This window comes from Arthrobacter sp. R4, from assembly GCF_051365025.1.
Classification (GTDB): domain Bacteria; phylum Actinomycetota; class Actinomycetes; order Actinomycetales; family Micrococcaceae; genus Arthrobacter.
In genome coordinates this window covers 1-16,840 of sequence record NZ_JBLWIJ010000045.1, presented here as the reverse complement: position 1 = coordinate 16,840, position 16,840 = coordinate 1, and the positions used below count along the sequence as shown (strand labels likewise).

Genomic DNA, 16,840 nt, shown 5'->3' with positions numbered 1-16,840 from the left:
GAAGACCTCCGTTTGTGGAACTGGACTCTAGACAAGCCCCACTCCACACGGAGGTCTTCTTCATGTCACCAAGCCACGCCGACCGTCACTAACGTCCGTGGTCAATACACCTAGCGAACCGCCGGAGGGGCTTCAGGCGGCCCGGCAGGCGGGGTCCTCAGATGGGTCCGGCAGGCGGGGCCGAAGGCGGGCTGTCACGCTGGCCGATGACGCTAGGCTAGGAGAAGTCCTGAATTCACGACGCAAGGAGCACGGGAATGAACTTCTTCATCAAGCTGCTGGGCACGGGCATCAGCCTGCTTGCCGGGTTCGCCGGCACCAAGGCCGTTGACGCGATCTGGGAAAAGACCACCGGCAAGAAGCCACCAAAGGGCGGCAAGGACGATGTCCCCACCACGCTGCGGACCGCGTTGACCTTCGCGCTGGTGTCCGCCTCTGTGAGCGCCATCATCCAGGTCCTCGCCAACCGTGGCACGCAGCGGGCCATCACGCGCTTCGCCAAGAGCCAGGACATCGTCTAGGCGCAGGAAAAACCGGGCTGTGATCAGTCCGGCCGGCCGCCGTCGGAAGCATCCTCCCGGGAAGCTTTGGCGGCGGCTTTCTGCACCACGGCCTCGAGCTCGTCGGAGCTGAGGAGTTCGCGGTGCAGGTGCTTGGTCCGGTAACCGGCCCGGCCCACCATGTGCGCAGACACGGGCACGGTCAGCAGCTGGAAGATCCAGGCCACCAGCAGCACCGGCCACACCCACCAGGTGCGCAACTGCAGGCCGATGGACGCCAGCAGCAGGAACAGGCCCAGGACCTGGGGTTTGGTGGCGGCGTGCATCCGGCTCAGGAGATCAGGGAACCGCAGCAGGCCCACTGCGGCGGCCAAGGACATCAGCGCGCCCACGATCATGAAAACGGCGGACACGGAGTCAATGACGATGTCCAGCACGGCGGGCTCAGGACTCATGGGGCTGCTCCCGCCGGTCTGCCACGAAGCGGGCCACGGTCACCGAGCCGATAAACCCAATGATGGACAACGCCACCAGCAGCATGAGGTTGTTCAGGTGCCGGTTCACGGCCATGTCGATGCATAAGGCCGCACCGAGGATGGCCAGCAGCACGTCCGAGGCCAACACCCGGTCCAGCAGCGAAGGCCCCCGCGCGATCCTGATGATGGCTCCGGCGGCCGCCAGCGAAAGGATGACTGCCGTGACGGCCAGGACGATCTCCATCATGCTGCAGCCTCCGCTCTGATTGCGTCCAGTTCTTCCTGGCTTCCCATGATCCGAATGAGCCCGGCTTCGATGTCCCGGACTTCCCGGCGGAGACTCTCCACCTCTTCCGGAGTGCCGATGTTCAGGCAGTGGAGGTAAAGCGTGGACGTGGAGCGGTCCACCTCCACCACCAGGGATCCGGGAATCAGGGAGATGACGTGCCCGGTGGCGGTCACCATCAGGTCCTCATGGCTCCGTAGCGGAACGGCGACGACGGCGTTCCGCACCGAAGGGCCTCGGACGGCCGCCAGGTACATCACCTGGAAGCTCGCGGCCATCACCTTCCCCAAGAACATCAGCGCGAAGGGAACTGCGTGGAGGACATTAAAGCGGCCGCTCAGTTCCACTGGGGGAAGGTAGAACATCCGGGCCACGGCCACAGCGAGGATGGCCCCGAAGAGGAGGTTGCCCGGGCTGAAGTCCTGCCAGAGCGCGCCCCAGACGATGACCAGCCAAACCAGGAGCGGGAGCTCCTGGCGCAGGGAGATCCGCCGGCGGCTCACTTGCCGCCTCCGGAGGTCAGGATGAGGGGAACCGCCGTTTCTTCGCCCAGGACAGCCTGGATGTAGGAGGACCTGTCCAGCATGTCAGCGGCGGCCTGGTCCGAGACCTTGAACAGCGGACCGGCAAAGACCGTGAGCGAGACGCCCAGCAGCACCAGTCCGAAGGTGGAGCCCACCATGGTGCGCGGCAGCAGTGTGACGTTGTTGCGGCCTCCCCGGCGCCCGGTATCGGAGGTCTCGCGCGGGGCGAGAAGCACGGGGTCGGGGTGCTCGGCGTCGGACGGTTTGCGCCAGAAGGCGCGGTTCCATACCCTGGCGACGGCCAGCAGGGTCAGCAGGCTGGTGAGCACGCCTCCGATCACCAGGGTGTACGCCAACGGCGTGCCGAGCTCGATGCCGGCCTGCATGAGGCCCACCTTCCCCAGGAATCCGGAGAACGGCGGTATCCCCGCCAGGTTCATGGCCGGGATAAAGAACAGCAGTGCCAGCAGGGGCGACAGTTTGGCCAGCCCGGCCAGCCGGTCAATGGAGGAGCTGCCGCCGCGGCGTTCGATGAGGCCGGTGACCAGGAAGAGGCTGGTCTGGATGGTGATGTGGTGGGCCACGTAGAACACGGCCGCGCCCAGCCCGGCCACTGAGGACATTGCCAGGCCGAACACCATGTACCCGATGTGGCTGACCAGGGTGAAGGACAACAGACGTTTGATGTCGCTTTGCGCCAGGGCGCCAAGGATGCCCACCACCATGGTGAGCAACGCCGCCACCATTAGTGGTGTGTTGAGCGAGTCGCCGGGGAACAGGAGCGTCTCGGTGCGGACCATCGCGTAGACGCCCACCTTGGTGAGCAGGCCGGCGAACACTGCAGTGACCGGCGCCGGGGCGGTGGGATATGAGTCGGGCAGCCAGAAGGACAGCGGGAACACGGCTGCCTTGATGCCGAACGCCACCAGCAGCATCACGTGCAGGAGGGTTTTGGTGCCTTGGTCCAGGTCTGCGAGCTTGATCGCGAGATCGGCCATGTTCACCGTTCCGGTGGCTCCGTAAACCATGGCGATGGAGATCAGGAACAGCACCGAGGAGACCACGGACACCACCACGTACGTGACGCCCGCACGGATCCGGGGGCCGGTGCCGCCCAGCGTCATCAGGACGTAGCTTGCCGTCAGCAGGATCTCGAACCCCACATACAGGTTGAAGAGGTCACCGGACAGGAAGGCGTTGGACACACCGGCCACCAGGATCAGGTAGGTCGGGTGAAAGATCGAGACGGGGGCGTCGTGGTCGCCGTCGGCCATGCCCTGCCCGGTGGCGTACACGAGCACCGCGAGGCTCACGGCCGACGAAACCACCAGCATCAGGGAGGAGAACTGGTCCACCACCATCACGATGCCCCAGGGCGGCAGCCAGCCGCCGATGTTCACCGCAGCGGTACCGCCTTCCCAGACGGAGGCGAGGAGGAGGCACTCAAGCGCGAGCGTGAGGGAAAGCAGCGCGATGCTTACGGTCCGCTGCGCCCGTGAGTGCCGGATCAGCACAAAGGTCAGGGCGGCGCCAAGGATGGGAAGTACGACGGCGAGCGGGGCAAAGCTTGCGATGTTCACTTCACACCTCCTTCGGGGCCTGGGGTGACGTTTTGGGAGCCTGGCTGCTCTTCGGCCGCGGCGTCGATGGCATCAATCCTCTTGGCACCGGCCGCGATGGTGCTCCCGGCCGATTCCCCGCCGGACCGGGTCAAGGCCTGGTCAGACACCGAACGGCCGTCGCCGCCGACCATTGTCAGGGGAAACTCGGAGGTCTCCATGGGGATCTCGGCGTCGTCCTCGGCGTCGAAACTGGGCGTCTCGGCGACGCGGAGGTCTTCGACGTCGTCCTGGATCTCATCCTGCCGGGCCAGGACCCAGGTGCGGTAGATGATGCCCAACATAAAAGCCGTCACCGCGAATGAGATGACGATGGACGTAAGGATCAGCGCCTGCGGAAGGGGGTCGTTGTAGTCCTGCGCGGGCGTGTCCTTGGCGTAGAAGGGCGCCAGGCCGGCATACCCGCCAGTGGCGAGGATCAGTAAATTCGTGGCATTGGCGAGGAGCATCAGGCCCAGCAGGACGCGGGTCAGGCTGCGTTCCAGGAGGAGGTAGATCCCGCAAGCGTAGAGTGCCCCCATCACGGCCAGGAGGGTCAGGTTGACGCTCATGACTGGCCCCTTGCTGTGGTTTCGGCAGGGACGCCCAGTGGTTCCTGCTCCTCGGCCGGGGCCGTCGCCTGGGTTTCGACGTTCTCATCGATCTCGGCGCCCAGGCTGCGCAACACGTCCAGCACCAGGCCCACCACCACGATGTAGACGCCGATGTCGAAGATGGTGGAGGTGACGAACTTGATGTCGCCGAAAACGGGCAGCCACAGTTCGATGATGGCCGTCTGGAAGACCTGGCCACCCAGCAGGAGCGGCACCACGCCTGAGGCGGCAGCAGTCGCAAGTCCGATGCCCAGGAGGGTCCCGGCGCTGATGGGGGTGGCTTCCCGCAGTTCAAAACGGCCACCGGCCAGGTAGCGGATGGTCAGCGCCAGGCCGGCGGTGAGTCCACCGGCGAAACCGCCGCCGGGCAGGTTGTGCCCCGCCAGCAGCAGGTACAGGGAGAAGATGATCATGGAGTGGAAAATCAGCCTGGTGACCACTTCGAAAATGATCGAACGCCGTTCCGGGGCCAGCGTCCTGCCGGCCACAATCCAGGCGTCCCGGGTGGACGCGGCGAACTTCCTGCTGATGGCCAGCGCGGCGGCGTCACGGGAGCCAGGATCGACGCCGGGGTGCCTGCCCACGGTGCCCTCGGCAACATCAGCGGACATCAGGATGCGGTCTCCGCGGCTGCGGACGAAGATCAGGCTGGCCACACCGGTGGCGGCGAGGGCAAGGACCGAAATTTCGCCAAACGTGTCCCAGACGCGGATGTCCACCAAGGTCACGTTGACGATGTTCAGCCCGCCGCCGCCCTCGTAGGCGAGGCGGGGGAATTCCAGCGAAACGGGCGTGGCAATCCGGGCGCCCATGGCGTAGATGGCGGCAAAAATCATGGTGACGCCGAAGCCCAGCCCGATGATGACGCGCACCACCCGGTATTTGCCGCCGGTGCGGTCCCGGAGCTCTGCCGGCAGGCTGCGCATGGCAAGGACAAAGGCCACCAAAATGATGGTTTCCACCAGCATCTGGGTGAGTGCCAGGTCCGGGGCACCCTGCAGGGCGAACATCAGGGCAATGCCGTAGCCCGTCACCGAGACCATCAACACCGCAAGGAACCGCTTGTTTGCCTTGACGGCCGCGAGGGCGCCGATCACGATGCCCGCGGCCGCCACCAACTGCAGCGGCGAATTGGGATCGATGAAATAGAGGTTGTCCGGGAGCGGCTTGTTGGAGGCCAGCATGGCGACGAGCGGCAGGACGCAGGCCACGGAAAGGATGACCGCCAAGTAGAAGTAGAGCGAACCACGCTGGGTGCGGCCGGTGATCCAGACAGCGGTGTCGTCCAGCGCGCCGATGGTGTACTGGTAGGCGCGGTCGGAGTCGATCCAGCCCGGCACGCGGTCCTGCACCCGCGCCACCAGGGTATGGCCAAAGTACATCGCCAGGCCCAGCGCGAACGTGGCAGCCGTCAAACCCAGGGCCGGGGTCATGCCATGCCACAGCGCAAGGTGCCCTGCCTGCTCGGCTGGGGTCCCGGCGTCGGGCGCGGTGGAGGCAAACAGCGCGGCGTACGGCTGGATCCACGCATCCACCGGTGCCGGCCACAGGCCGTAGACGATGGTCAGGAGGCTCAGGAGGGCAGGAGCGGCGAGGAAGGATGGCCGGACGGCCTTGAACGGGGTCCGGTCAACTCCGGGCTTGGCGGCAAAGGCGCCCCACATGAAACGGGCGCTGTAGGCGAAGGTCAGGATGGAGCCCAGGACGATGCCCGCGAGCACCACCATGCCCCACGGACCGCTCTGCGCGTGGTGGACGAAGGCTTCCAGGACCGATTCCTTGGCCACGAACCCGGCGAGCAGCGGGACGCCGGCCATGGACGCGGCGCCGATGCCGGCCACGATCCCGAGGGCCCGGGACGAGGTGAAGACGCCGGACAGCTTCCGGACGTCGCGGGTCCCGGACTGGTGGTCGATGATACCTACCACCAGGAACAGAGTGGCCTTGAACAGCCCGTGAGCGAGCAGCATCGCAAGTCCGGCCAGCGCGGCGTCAGGGGTGCCAAGGCCCACCACCATGGTCAGGAAGCCCAGCTGGCTGACGGTGCCGTACGCAAGGATCAGCTTGATATCGGTCTGGCGGAGCGCCCGGTACCCGCCCACCAGCATGGTGGCCAGCCCGAGCCCTAGGACAACCGGCTGCCAATAGGGAGTTTCCGCGAAGCCGGGCGCCAGCCGTGCCACGAGGTAGATGCCGGCTTTGACCATCGCCGCGGCATGCAGGTAGGCGCTGACCGGCGTGGGGGCAGCCATGGCGCCGGGAAGCCAGAAGTGGAAGGGGACCAGCGCGGATTTGGTGATGGCACCCACCAGGATGAGGACGACGGCGGCACCCACCGCTGAGCCGGTTGGCCCGGCTACCAGCTCGGGAGACTGCGCCAGGATTGCTGAGATCCGGTACGTGCCCGCGCTGTAGCCGAGCATGATCAGACCCACCAGCATGGCGAGACCGCCGGCGGTGGTGACCATCAGTGCCTGCAGCGCGGAGCGGCGGGCGGCAAGCCGCGTGCGGGCGAATCCAATCAGCAGGTAGGACAGGATGGTGGTGAGTTCCCAGAAGATGAACAGCAGAAGGAGGTCGTCCGCCACCACCAGGCCGAACATGGCTCCGGCGAAGGCCAGGAGCTGGGCACCGAAACCGCCAAGGTCCTGGTCTTTTTTCTTGAAGTACCGCGCACAGTAGACCAGCACCAGGGCACCGACCCCCAGCACCAGGAGCGACATCACCCAGGCAAGGGCGTCCATCCGGAAGGCGAACTCCAGCTTGAGGCCCGGAATCCAAGGGAATACCTCGTCCACCGGGCCGGAGTTCGAGTAGACGGCCCCGTGCTGCAGCAACAGCCAGAAGAATGACGCCGCCGGGACAGCAGCCAGCGCATAAAACGCGTTCCGCCCCCAGGCCCTGAACAGAAATGGCGCCACAGCAGCCACCGCAAAGTGCACGGCAAGGACTGTGATCACTGGTATCTCCGCAACGTCAGGGATTCGATTGTCAAAAGTAAGAGCAGGCGGTCATTCGTAAGATTTCAGTGCCCACAGTTTATCAAGGTGCAACAGGCACTCCTGCCGCACGGGGTTGACCGGGTGGAAGGATTCGGCGGCTGTCCGGGTTATCGTCCACCGGTTGTTCGCCACGGGCGGATACGATTCAGCCTATGAACACCGCCAGCGCTCCTGAGGCCATGCAGCCGCCATCGGAACTCGAAGCAGGAAACAAGGCGACCAGCAAGGGCCGCGTCCTCGCCTGGGCCGCCTGGGACTGGGGATCGGCCGCCTTCAATGCCGTGATGACCACGTTCGTCTTCACCGTGTACCTGACCTCCAACGCCTTCGGCGGCGAGGACCAGGCCTCGGCGGTCCTGGGCGGTGCGCTGGCCATAGCCGGCTTCGCCATCGCCGTGCTCGCCCCGGTGACCGGGCAGCGTTCGGACGCAGGCGGACGCCGGAAGCTGTGGCTGGGAGTCAACACGGCCGCCGTCGCCATCCTGACGGCACTGTGCTTCTTTGTGTTCCCGAGGCCGGAGTTCCTGTTGCTTGGCGTGTCCCTCATTGCACTGGGAAACGTGTTCTTCGAGTTTGCCGGCGTCAACTACAACGCCATGCTCGCGCAGGTCTCCACCCCGAGGAACATCGGAAAGGTGAGCGGCTTCGGCTGGGCCAGCGGCTACCTCGGCGGCATCGTTGCCCTCCTTGTTGTCCTGCAACTGTTCGTCCAGCCGAGCTTCGACTGGTTCGGGGCGTCCACCCAGGACAGCCTCAACATCCGCCTGGTTGCCGTGTTCTCCGCCCTGTGGTTCTTCGTCTTCGCGCTGCCGGTCCTGTTCGCCGTTCCGGAACTCCCGCGGCCCAGGCAGGCCAAGTCCCTGGGTTTCCTGGCCTCCTACAACCTGCTGGTCCGCCGGATCAAGGCCATCTACGCCACCAGCCCGCACACCATCTATTTCCTGCTGGCCAGCGCGGTCTTCCGTGACGGCCTGGCCGCGGTGTTTACCTTCGGCGGAATCATAGCCGCCGGAACCTTCGGCTTTGAACTCTCCCAAGTCATCTTCTTCGCCATCTTCGGCAACGTCGTGGCGGCTGTCGGTGCCGTCATTGGCGGCTTCCTGGATGACCGGGTGGGGCCAAAAGCCGTCATCATCGGTTCCCTGGTGGGCCTGCTGATCGCCGGGACCGCCATCCTGGTGCTCGGCAACGGAGACTATGTCTTCTTTGGCATGCAGTGGGCGGGCAGCACCACTTTCTGGGTCTTTGGGCTGTTCCTCTGCCTCTTCGTCGGTCCGGCCCAGTCCTCCTCGCGGGCCTACCTTGCCCGGCTCGCACCCCACGGCGAGTCCGGGGAGCTCTTTGGCCTGTATGCCACCACCGGCCGTGCCGTCAGTTTCCTGGCGCCTTCGCTGTTCACGCTCTGCATCGCGCTGGCCACGCCCCTGGTGGCACCGGGTGAGGCGCAGCGCTGGGGCATCCTGGGCATCATGGTGGTACTGCTCGCCGGCCTGCTTGTCCTGCTGCCGGTCAAGTCGCCGGACAAGGCCCCCATCGCCGTCGTCCCCGCGGCCTAGGGCAGCGCCCTTCAACCCCGCGCGGACGAACTTGGGCCCCCGCGGCCGCGACTTGGGCGGCGCACGCCCCAAAGAGCCGCCCGCGGATTAGGCTGGAGCTATGAACGTGGATGAGACGGACCTCCCCGGCCTTGGCCGGCGGAAGGATTTTATGACTGCTTCAGGGCGCCGCATTGGCGTCGTGGAGCTGCGGGAAGGCCAGACGGAGCTGATCGTCTCCACCTGGGATGATCCCGACACGTGCCAGGCGTCCATTCCCCTCACCGGGGATGAAGCAGCCACCCTGGGAAACCTCCTGGGCGGACAGCACCTGGCCATGAAGCTCACGGAAGAGCACAGGGATGTCCCCGGCATCGTCACGAGGCAGTTCTCCATCGCTCCGGACTCCCCGTTCCAGAACCAGCCGATGGGCAAAGCGTGCATCCGCACGCGCTGTGGTGTCTCCATCGTGGCGATCATGCGTGAAGGCGAGGTGCTCCCGTCGCCGGGTCCCGACGTCGTACTTCACTCGGGTGACCTGCTCGTCGCCGTCGGTACGCAAGAAGGCCTCGACGACGCCGCCGAGATCCTCCGCAACGGATAGCCGACATGGACCCGCTGGCCCTGACCCTCATTGAACTGGGGGCCGTTGTGTTCTGCCTTGGCCTGTTGGCCAGGCTGGCCGGACGGATCGGAATGTCCCCCATCCCGCTGTACCTTGTGGGTGGTCTCGCCTTCGGCGCCGGTGGCGTGATGAAGCTCGAAGGCATCCAGGAATTCGCCCACCTCTCGGGTGAAATCGGCGTCATCCTGTTGCTGCTTATGCTCGGATTGGAATATACGGCTGCCGAGCTTTTCACCGGTCTGCGCAGGTCCTGGCAGGCCGGTGTCCTTGACCTGGTCCTGAATTTCGTTCCAGGCGCCGCGCTTGCCCTGCTACTGGGCTGGGGGGCGGTGGGTGCGATGGTGATGGGCGGTGTGACGTATATTTCCTCGTCCGGGATCGCCGCCAAGGTGATTACGGACCTCGGCCGGATCGGTAACCGCGAGACGCCAGTGGTGCTGTCGATCCTGGTGTTCGAAGACCTCGCCATGGCCGTCTACCTGCCCATCCTCACCGCCACCCTGGCTGGGGTCAGTTTCCTCGGCGGGCTGACCACGGTGGGGATTTCGCTGGCCGTGGTCACCATAGTCCTGATGGTGGCCCTGCGGCACGGCCACCGGGTGTCCCAGGCCGTCCACAGCGAAAACTCCGAGGTATTCCTCCTGAACCTGCTGGGTGCGGCGTTGCTGGTTGCCGGCGTTGCATCCGCCATGCAGGTCTCAGCGGCGGTGGGGGCGTTTATGCTCGGCATCGCTATATCCGGCGCCACGGCCCACAGTGCCACCCGTATCCTTGAACCGCTGCGCGACCTGTTCGCAGCGATTTTCTTTGTGGCCTTCGGGCTGAACACTGATCCGACATCCATCCCGCCGGTCCTTGGCTGGGCGCTGGTCCTGGCCGTCATCACCGCAGTCACGAAAATGGTCACCGGAATCTGGGCTGCCAAGCGGGCAGGAATCGCCCGCCCGGGACGCTTCCGCGCGGGTGCGGCCCTCATTGCCCGCGGCGAGTTCTCCATTGTTATCGCTGGCCTGGCCGTTGCCTCCGGAGTTGTCCCTGACGAACTGGCCGCCCTGGCTACCGCCTACGTCCTGCTCATGGCCATCATCGGGCCGCTGGCCGCCCGCTACGTGGAGCCGGCGGTCAAGGCCTTTGGCCGCCCGGCCCGCGTGCCCGCACAGGCTTAGGACGGCGGGGCCAGTTCCCCGGCCCGCCCGACCCGCGTGCCCGCATCGAAGGGTGCGGGGCTAGATCTGCGTGCGGTGGAAGTTCAGGTGGCTGCGGCTGGCGGTCGGGCCACGCTGGCCCTGGTACCGGTTGCCGTACTCACCGGAGCCATACGGGAATTCCGCGGCGGACGTCAGCCGGAAGAAGCACAGCTGGCCAATCTTCATGCCGGGCCACAGCTTGATGGGCAGCGTTGCCATGTTGGACAGTTCCAGAGTCACATGCCCGGAGAATCCGGGGTCGATGAAACCGGCGGTGGAGTGGGTGAGCAGGCCGAGGCGCCCCAGTGAGGACTTGCCTTCAAGGCGTGCCGCAATGTCATCCGGCAGGGTCACCGTCTCGTACGTGGAGCCGAGCACGAACTCCCCCGGGTGCAGGATGAACGGCTCACCGTCCTCGACCTCCACCAGGCGGGTCAGCTCCGGCTGCTCTTCTGCGGGATCGATGTGCGCGTATTTGTGGTTGTCGAAGAGCCGGAAAAACCGGTCAATGCGTACATCCACCGAGGACGGCTGGACCATCACCGCATCGTACGGTTCAAGGACAATCCGTTGGGAGTCTATTTCGGCACGAATATCGCGGTCAGAGATCAGCACGCCTCCCAAAATACCGCATGCGCGGTGCCCACTGCTGCCCGCGGGCGGGAAAGCTTCAGGCTGTGACGCCTTGGAATGCCCGACGGCGGAACGGACCCGCCGCCGAAACGCGGCCTAAGTGGCCGGCTGGAGTTCCAGGACGTGCTTGAGCCGCTCCAACTGGGCCACCTCGGCCTTCATGGTCCGCTGGACCATGGTGTTCAGGAGGCTTTTGATCCCCTTGGGCTGGAACTCGAGGGCAAACCTGACCCTGGTTCCGTCCGGCTCAGTGCTGAGGTAATAGCCGCCGGAGGGCCTGGCTGGTCCGGCGATGACCTGGAATTGTATTTCGGCACCCGGCCGGGCCTGGGTGATTTCGAAGTCTCCGGCAACGGGCCGTCCGGACCTGCCGGCCAGGGTCTGCTGGTACACGGCGCCCTTAGTACCGGCTGCCCCTGTGGCGAGGTCGATGCTGCGGATCCCGTCCCGCCACTGCGGAAGGTTCAACCCGTCAACCAGGAAAGTGTAAACGGCCATCGCGTCACGACGGATGAGTACCTCGTGCTCTGCGAAGGCCATGGGAATCCTTTGTTCGACGTCTGACTTTCAATAGCCCGCCTCCCCCATGACACCGCAGCTATCCGGTTCAGAGTAGTCAGACGTTTCGCCGTGAACCTAGCTACGGACGGGTACGTTATTGAAGAGTTACTGGATGACGCCGGGTGGCCCTGCAGACACGGGCCGGATCGCGGGCGTCGTTGACAGCGGGGCCGCCCAACTGCGCTAAGCTAAGTTCTGCCCCGCCCAAATCGGGGGCACATGCGGCTGTAGCTCAATGGTAGAGCGCTAGCTTCCCAAGCTTGATACGCGGGTTCGATTCCCGTCAGCCGCTCCACAGCGTGATCAGCACAGTTCTGCAGGGATCCGCACACTTGGTGCGGACGACGCCGGGACTAGCCTTTTGTCCCCAGCCTCACCTGGCGCTCCAAAGCCTTTTTGAGCGCAGCCAGCCGGGCGGCCTCCTGTTTCCGGTATGCGGCCTCCTTCGCTCCGGAAAACACCCGCCCGAGTCCCTTGGGATCGTAGTGTGCGGTGACCGTCATGCGCGTGCTGTCGGCCACTGGATACACCACATAGGAACACATAATCGTTTCGGTCCGGCTCTCCAGCGTCTCGGTCCAGGACCGGTCCGTCACCAGGTCCTCGAAACGCGGCACTTGATCCTCCTGCCCCGGCACTGCCGCGCGCGCCTGCGGGTCGACGCAGAAGGCGTAAACTTCCGGCCGGCTGCAGGGAATAAGGACGGTGTTGTGGATCTCGATGGTTCCCATGGTGCTGTTCCCGTGATGACTAAGCGGGCCTGCCCTTCCCAGTACCCAGAGCGTCATTTTCACATTGGGAACCCTCGGACGCAATGACCGCCGCGCAATCTGTCGGATCAACCTGTCGGATCTACCTGTCGGAGCACCCTCTCGGAGAAACCTGTCGGGCCGATGTCTGGGTGTTGCCTGCCGTCCGCACGCGGGGGCCCGTTAGGTGCTGCCGTGTATCGTCAGAAGTCAGGAACCTCTTCGGTTCCGCTACAGGAGCAAACATGGCCGACAAGTCCCCGCGTCAAGCAGCATCCAAAAAAGCCGGCAAGTCCATCAAGGAAAAGCGTGCCGACAAGCGGGCAGCCGCAGCGCCGGCCAGCTCCCTGGATATCACGTCCAGCAAGGCCGCCAAAAAGAAGTGAGTGGCCATAAAACCCAGCTGAGCCTGGGCGTCCTGGCATCCACACGGAAACCCGACGAGCGCCGCGTCCCCATCCATCCCCTGCATTTCGAGCGGATTGACCCCGAAGTGCGCAAGCGCATGATCCTGGAGCAGGGCTACGGCGAGCGCTTCGGCATCTCGGATGACCACCTCTCCACCCTCGTGGGGAAAATGGCCACCAAGGAAGCGCTGCTGGCGGAGGCCGACGTCGTACTTCTGCCCAAGCCGCAGCCGGCGGACCTGGCCGAGCTGCGCGATGGCCAGGTCCTTTGGGGCTGGCCGCACTGCGTCCAGGACCGCGCCATTACCCAGCTGGCCATCGATAAAAAGCTCACGCTGATCGCTTTTGAGGCAATGAACCACTGGGCCAGCGACGGTGGCTTTGGCTTGCACGTGTTCCATAAGAACAATGAGCTCGCGGGGTACTGCTCAGTCCTTCACGCCCTTTCGCTGACCGGTTCAACCGGCGATTACGGACGGCGCCTCAGCGCCGTCGTGATCGGTTTTGGGGCCACTGCCCGCGGCGCGGTGACCGCGCTGAATGCCCACGGCATCCATGACGTCCAGGTGCTGACCAACCGCGGTGTTGCCGCGGTGGGCGCCCCGATCCACTCGGTCAACATCGTGCAGTTTGATCACGACGACGAGGCACCCTTCCTGAGCCAGGTCATCACCGAGCGGGGCCGGGTTCCGCTGGCTCCGTTCCTGGCCGAGAGCGACATCGTAGTTAACTGCACGCTGCAGGATCCCAATAATCCACTCACCTACCTGCGAACAGAGGACCTGGAGGCGTTCAGCCCTGGAAGCCTGATCGTCGACGTGTCCTGCGACGAAGGCATGGGCTTCAGCTGGGCGCGGTCCACCACGTTCGCGGAACCGATGTTCACCATCGGGAACCACATCAACTACTACGCGGTGGACCACAGCCCCTCCTACCTCTGGAATTCGTCCAGCTGGGAGATCAGCCAGGCCGTGCTGCCTTTCCTGGAGACGGTCATCGGCGGTCCGGAGGAGTGGGACGGGAACGAAACAATTTCCCGGGCCATCGAAATCCGCGACGGCGTGGTCCTGAACAAGGACGTCCTGGAGTTCCAGCAGCGCCAGGCGGAGTACCCTCACCTGCCTGCTTAGGTCCCGGGCAGGTTTTAGCAGCCGCAGACGAACCACGCTGCCGCCGCTGGCTTCTTAGGCCGGCGCCGGACGGCTGACGATCCGCACGGGGTGGCGCCGGTCCTTCAGATCTACCCGAAGTTTCAGCGCCCCCTTGCGGGCAAGGACAACCCCGACGGTCAACGCGGCGAGTGCCGGTACCCCGCCCGACACCAGCAGAGCTATGTGCGGGTCTGCGTGTTCGGCAATCCAGCCGAGCATGGGACCGCCGATAGCCTGGCCGCCAATCAGCACCATGATGTACAGGCTCATGACGCGGCCGCGGATACCCATGTTCGAGCTGACCTGGACCAGCTGGTTGGATCCGGTCAGGAACATCAGGCACCAGAAGCCGGACAACACCATCACCACGCTGAACCAAACCATCGACGGCGCCAGCGCAGCCAGGCACAGCATGAGGCCGTACATTCCGGCGCAAAACACCACCGAGCGAAGCCGCAACTGGCGGCGGCGGGTCGACGCGATGGCGCCGCACAGGGCACCCAGCGCGACCAAGGCGTTCAGCAGGCCGTAGCCGCCGGCGCCGACGTCGAACACGTGATCGGCAAAGGCTGCGAGCAGCACCGGCAGGCTCATGGCGAAAACGGCGATGAACCCGGCCATCAGCCACGGCCAGTAAATAGTGGGTTTGCTCAGCGCGTATCGCAGCCCTTCACGCAGCATGCCCTTCTTCTTGGGGGCCGGGGTGCTGACGAACAGCTGGTCCTTCCGTAGGAGCAGCAGCATGGCCACCGTGGAGCAGCAGGCCAGGGCGTTTGCGGCGAAGGCCCAGCCGGCGCCGACGGCGGTCAGCATCAGGCCCGCGAGCGCCGGGCCGATCAGGCCGCCCAACTGGAACGTGGTGGAGTTGACGCTGATGGCATTGCGCAGGTACCTGGGCCCCACCAGTTCGTTGACGAAGACCTGCCGCGCGGGCTGGTCCAGCACCGTAACCAGGCCCAGCACCAGGGCAATGACGTAGACGTGCCAGACCTGAACTGCGCCAGTGAGGGCGAGGACAGCGAGTGCCGTCGCCAGGACCGCGGCCAGGCATTGACAGACAATGAGGATCTTCCGCTTGGCAAACCGGTCCGCGATCATGCCGCCCCATGGACCCAGGATGAGCGAGGGCATAAACTGCAACGCCACGGTGATGCCCACCGCGGTCACTGAACCGGACAGCTCCAGGACCATCCAGTCCTGGGCAATCCGCTGCATCCAGATCGCAATCACCGCCACAAAGTGGCCGATGGCGAAGATGCGGAAGTTGGGGACCCTGAGGGAGATGAATGTGTGTTTCCAGGGGAGCCGTTCGCTGACGACGGCGATGGGCTGGGTTTCGGAACTGGCGGAGTCGATGACGGGCTGGCTGACGGTTGCCGACGATGGCGGTGGGGGTGCCACAGGGGTGTCCTCAAGTAAGCGGGCGGGTTGGGATGCCCTTAACGCTAGGCTGACCGGCCATGATTATGTAGGGTTATTGCGTCTATAACTCGCATTGCGCAACGTAATACGGCTGCTCGGACCTGCCACGCCCGGCCCACGCACCAGAGACCCACAAGGAGCCCTTCGTGTTCGAACCCGCCCAGCTCCGCTCGTTCCTCGCCGTCGCGGAGACACTGAGTTTCACCAAGGCCGCTGAACGGCTGGGGTTAGCCCAGCCCACCGTCAGCCAGCACGTGCGCAAGCTTGAAGCGGCCGCCAAGCGGGTCCTGGTCACGCGGGACACCCGCGATGTCCGGCTGACAGATAACGGCGATGCCATGGCCGGGTTCGCCCGCACCATCCTGTCCGCCCATGATGCCGCCTCGCGCTACTTCTCCGGCTCCGCCATGCGCGGGCGGCTGCGCTTCGGCACCGCGGACGACCTCGCCATTACCGGGCTGCCCCGGATCCTGCGGGAATTTCGCCAGATCTATCCGCAGATCAACCTCGAGCTCACCGTCGGGCAGAGCGACCAGCTCTACAGGAAGCTCAATGCCGGCCAGCTGGACCTGGTGTTCGTGAAGTGGGTGGCCGGAGCCAAGGACGGCACAGTAGTGCAGCACGATTCCTTCTCCTGGGTGGGGTTGGACCAGACGTCGCTGGAGCCCGGAAATCCGGTACCGCTGATCGCCTATCCCTCCCCCAGCCTCAGCAGGAAACTCGCCATCGACGCCCTGGAATCCCATGGCCGGACCTGGCGTATCACGTGCACCACCCGGCAAATCAGCGGCGTGCTGGCGGCGGTCCGAGCCGGCATCGGCGTCGCGGTGATGCCGTCGTCGCTGGTTCCGGAAGACCTGAAAATCATCACCCGGCGCTTCGACCTCCCGCCGGTCGGGGACGTCGATTTCACCCTGATCCGCAACCCGCTGGCCAACGCCGAAGTAATCGACGCCCTGACCCAAGCCATCGTTGGCAGGACCCTCAAGAAGTCGGCCTAAGGGTCTCCGGACACGCCCCGCGGCCCGTTGCATGGGGCACCGGCTTGGCCAAAACCATTGATGCGGAAGCCCGCATCGCCTATGCTGGATTCCCATGGGTCAAGCAGAGGCCGGTTTTGACAAAACGAGCGCGCGCCTGCAACCCATGGGCCGGTCGCGCTCGGGATAGGCAGCCAATGAAGACAGCCAGTAACTCCCATTTCCACTCAGCGCATCCGCATACCACCCGGCCACTGGTCACCCACCATTCCCATTTCGGTGGCGGGATGGCCACCACGGAGTCCGAATACGTCGGAAAGCCCACCTGTGACAAGTGCGGAACCGACGAATTCATCTATCTTGAGTCGTACATTCCTCCGGTTTACCGGCGTGACGGGGTGGTCAGGACCCTGGGCGAAGTCGCCTACACCTGCACCCGTTGCGAGGATTTCTCCGCTCACAGCGTTCCTGCATCGTGGACTCCCCCGGGCTGGTACCTGGGCTAACTTGCTCCCACGGCGCGCTGGGCGCGGCCGATAGCACTACTACTAGAGCAAAACGGCCCGGCGGCCACCCGAAGGTGGCCGCCG

The 16,840-nt window shown here is 65.1% G+C and carries 18 protein-coding genes and 1 tRNA gene; 9 read left to right on the top strand and 10 right to left on the bottom strand.

Annotated elements, in window-relative coordinates:
- The first annotated feature begins 257 nt into the window (after positions 1 to 257).
- The gene (locus ACLKOZ_RS21630; RefSeq protein WP_337347452.1) at positions 258 to 521 is read left to right on the top strand and encodes a DUF4235 domain-containing protein; all 264 of its coding nucleotides are present in this window, start codon (positions 258 to 260) and stop codon (positions 519 to 521) included.
- Positions 522 to 544: 23 nt separating this feature from the next.
- On the opposite strand, the gene mnhG is transcribed toward ACLKOZ_RS21630, so the two are convergent.
- From mnhG to ACLKOZ_RS21600, 6 genes are read right to left on the bottom strand one after another with little or no spacing between them, the layout of a single operon-like run.
- Positions 545 to 955, bottom strand: coding sequence for a monovalent cation/H(+) antiporter subunit G (gene mnhG, locus ACLKOZ_RS21625; protein WP_337352009.1), 411 nt, complete (start codon positions 953 to 955; stop codon positions 545 to 547).
- Positions 945 to 1,223: a monovalent cation/H+ antiporter complex subunit F gene (locus ACLKOZ_RS21620; protein ID WP_337347454.1), complete on the bottom strand. Its 279-nt coding sequence runs from the start codon at positions 1,221 to 1,223 to the stop codon at positions 945 to 947. The genes mnhG and ACLKOZ_RS21620 overlap by 11 nt, the downstream gene beginning before the upstream one ends.
- Positions 1,220 to 1,765 carry a Na+/H+ antiporter subunit E gene (locus ACLKOZ_RS21615; protein ID WP_337347455.1) on the bottom strand — a complete coding sequence of 182 codons (546 nt, stop codon included), beginning with the start codon at positions 1,763 to 1,765 and terminating at the stop codon, positions 1,220 to 1,222. Before ACLKOZ_RS21615 ends, ACLKOZ_RS21620 begins: the two co-directional genes overlap by 4 nt.
- On the bottom strand, positions 1,762 to 3,366 hold the full coding sequence (locus ACLKOZ_RS21610) for a Na+/H+ antiporter subunit D (RefSeq protein WP_337347456.1): 1,605 nt from the start codon (positions 3,364 to 3,366) through the stop codon (positions 1,762 to 1,764). Before ACLKOZ_RS21610 ends, ACLKOZ_RS21615 begins: the two co-directional genes overlap by 4 nt.
- A complete protein-coding gene (locus tag ACLKOZ_RS21605) occupies positions 3,363 to 3,956 on the bottom strand; it encodes a Na(+)/H(+) antiporter subunit C (protein ID WP_436478221.1) in 594 nt (197 codons plus the stop codon). Before ACLKOZ_RS21605 ends, ACLKOZ_RS21610 begins: the two co-directional genes overlap by 4 nt.
- Positions 3,953 to 6,958 (bottom strand): Na+/H+ antiporter subunit A, encoded by a 3,006-nt coding sequence (locus tag ACLKOZ_RS21600; protein ID WP_436478219.1) that lies wholly within the window; start codon positions 6,956 to 6,958, stop codon positions 3,953 to 3,955. The genes ACLKOZ_RS21605 and ACLKOZ_RS21600 overlap by 4 nt, the downstream gene beginning before the upstream one ends.
- A 194-nt stretch (positions 6,959 to 7,152) precedes the next feature.
- On the opposite strand from ACLKOZ_RS21600, the gene ACLKOZ_RS21595 reads away from it, so the two are divergent.
- From ACLKOZ_RS21595 to ACLKOZ_RS21585, 3 genes are all read left to right on the top strand, one after another.
- The gene (locus ACLKOZ_RS21595) at positions 7,153 to 8,556 is read left to right on the top strand and encodes an MFS transporter (protein ID WP_436478218.1); all 1,404 of its coding nucleotides are present in this window, start codon (positions 7,153 to 7,155) and stop codon (positions 8,554 to 8,556) included.
- 100 nt (positions 8,557 to 8,656) lie between these two features.
- Positions 8,657 to 9,139 (top strand): cation:proton antiporter regulatory subunit, encoded by a 483-nt coding sequence (locus tag ACLKOZ_RS21590; RefSeq protein ID WP_337347460.1) that lies wholly within the window; start codon positions 8,657 to 8,659, stop codon positions 9,137 to 9,139.
- 5 nt (positions 9,140 to 9,144) lie between these two features.
- Positions 9,145 to 10,326, top strand: a complete 1,182-nt coding sequence (locus ACLKOZ_RS21585; RefSeq protein WP_436478216.1) for a cation:proton antiporter — start codon at positions 9,145 to 9,147, stop codon at positions 10,324 to 10,326.
- A 60-nt stretch (positions 10,327 to 10,386) separates the two neighbouring features.
- Here ACLKOZ_RS21585 and dcd read toward each other — a convergent pair whose 3' ends face one another.
- Together dcd and ACLKOZ_RS21575 are read right to left on the bottom strand one after the other, a co-directional pair.
- Entirely contained in the window at positions 10,387 to 10,962 is a 576-nt protein-coding gene (gene dcd / locus ACLKOZ_RS21580; RefSeq protein WP_337347462.1) for a dCTP deaminase, read from the bottom strand.
- Positions 10,963 to 11,076: 114 nt separating this feature from the next.
- The gene (locus ACLKOZ_RS21575; protein WP_337347463.1) at positions 11,077 to 11,520 is read right to left on the bottom strand and encodes an SRPBCC family protein; all 444 of its coding nucleotides are present in this window, start codon (positions 11,518 to 11,520) and stop codon (positions 11,077 to 11,079) included.
- A 242-nt stretch (positions 11,521 to 11,762) separates the two neighbouring features.
- Here ACLKOZ_RS21575 and ACLKOZ_RS21570 point away from each other — a divergent pair.
- Positions 11,763 to 11,836 (top strand) — tRNA-Gly (locus ACLKOZ_RS21570).
- Between the two features lie 58 nt (positions 11,837 to 11,894).
- Here the strand turns inward: ACLKOZ_RS21570 and ACLKOZ_RS21565 are convergent.
- Positions 11,895 to 12,272 carry a hypothetical protein gene (locus tag ACLKOZ_RS21565; protein WP_436478214.1) on the bottom strand — a complete coding sequence of 126 codons (378 nt, stop codon included), beginning with the start codon at positions 12,270 to 12,272 and terminating at the stop codon, positions 11,895 to 11,897.
- Between the two features lie 263 nt (positions 12,273 to 12,535).
- Here ACLKOZ_RS21565 and ACLKOZ_RS21560 point away from each other — a divergent pair, with 263 nt between their 5' ends.
- A complete protein-coding gene (locus tag ACLKOZ_RS21560) occupies positions 12,536 to 12,676 on the top strand; it encodes a hypothetical protein (RefSeq protein WP_165478350.1) in 141 nt (46 codons plus the stop codon).
- Positions 12,673 to 13,827, top strand: coding sequence for a N(5)-(carboxyethyl)ornithine synthase (locus ACLKOZ_RS21555; RefSeq protein ID WP_337347465.1), 1,155 nt, complete (start codon positions 12,673 to 12,675; stop codon positions 13,825 to 13,827). The genes ACLKOZ_RS21560 and ACLKOZ_RS21555 overlap by 4 nt, the downstream gene beginning before the upstream one ends.
- Before the next feature lie 54 nt (positions 13,828 to 13,881).
- On the opposite strand, the gene ACLKOZ_RS21550 is transcribed toward ACLKOZ_RS21555, so the two are convergent.
- Positions 13,882 to 15,249 carry an MFS transporter gene (locus ACLKOZ_RS21550; RefSeq protein ID WP_436478212.1) on the bottom strand — a complete coding sequence of 456 codons (1,368 nt, stop codon included), beginning with the start codon at positions 15,247 to 15,249 and terminating at the stop codon, positions 13,882 to 13,884.
- A 167-nt stretch (positions 15,250 to 15,416) separates the two neighbouring features.
- On the opposite strand from ACLKOZ_RS21550, the gene ACLKOZ_RS21545 reads away from it, so the two are divergent.
- Together ACLKOZ_RS21545 and ACLKOZ_RS21540 are read left to right on the top strand one after the other, a co-directional pair.
- Entirely contained in the window at positions 15,417 to 16,271 is an 855-nt protein-coding gene (locus ACLKOZ_RS21545; RefSeq protein WP_337347467.1) for a LysR substrate-binding domain-containing protein, read from the top strand.
- Positions 16,272 to 16,447: 176 nt separating this feature from the next.
- Positions 16,448 to 16,756 (top strand): hypothetical protein, encoded by a 309-nt coding sequence (locus ACLKOZ_RS21540; protein WP_436478210.1) that lies wholly within the window; start codon positions 16,448 to 16,450, stop codon positions 16,754 to 16,756.
- The last annotated feature ends 84 nt before the right edge of the window (positions 16,757 to 16,840 follow it).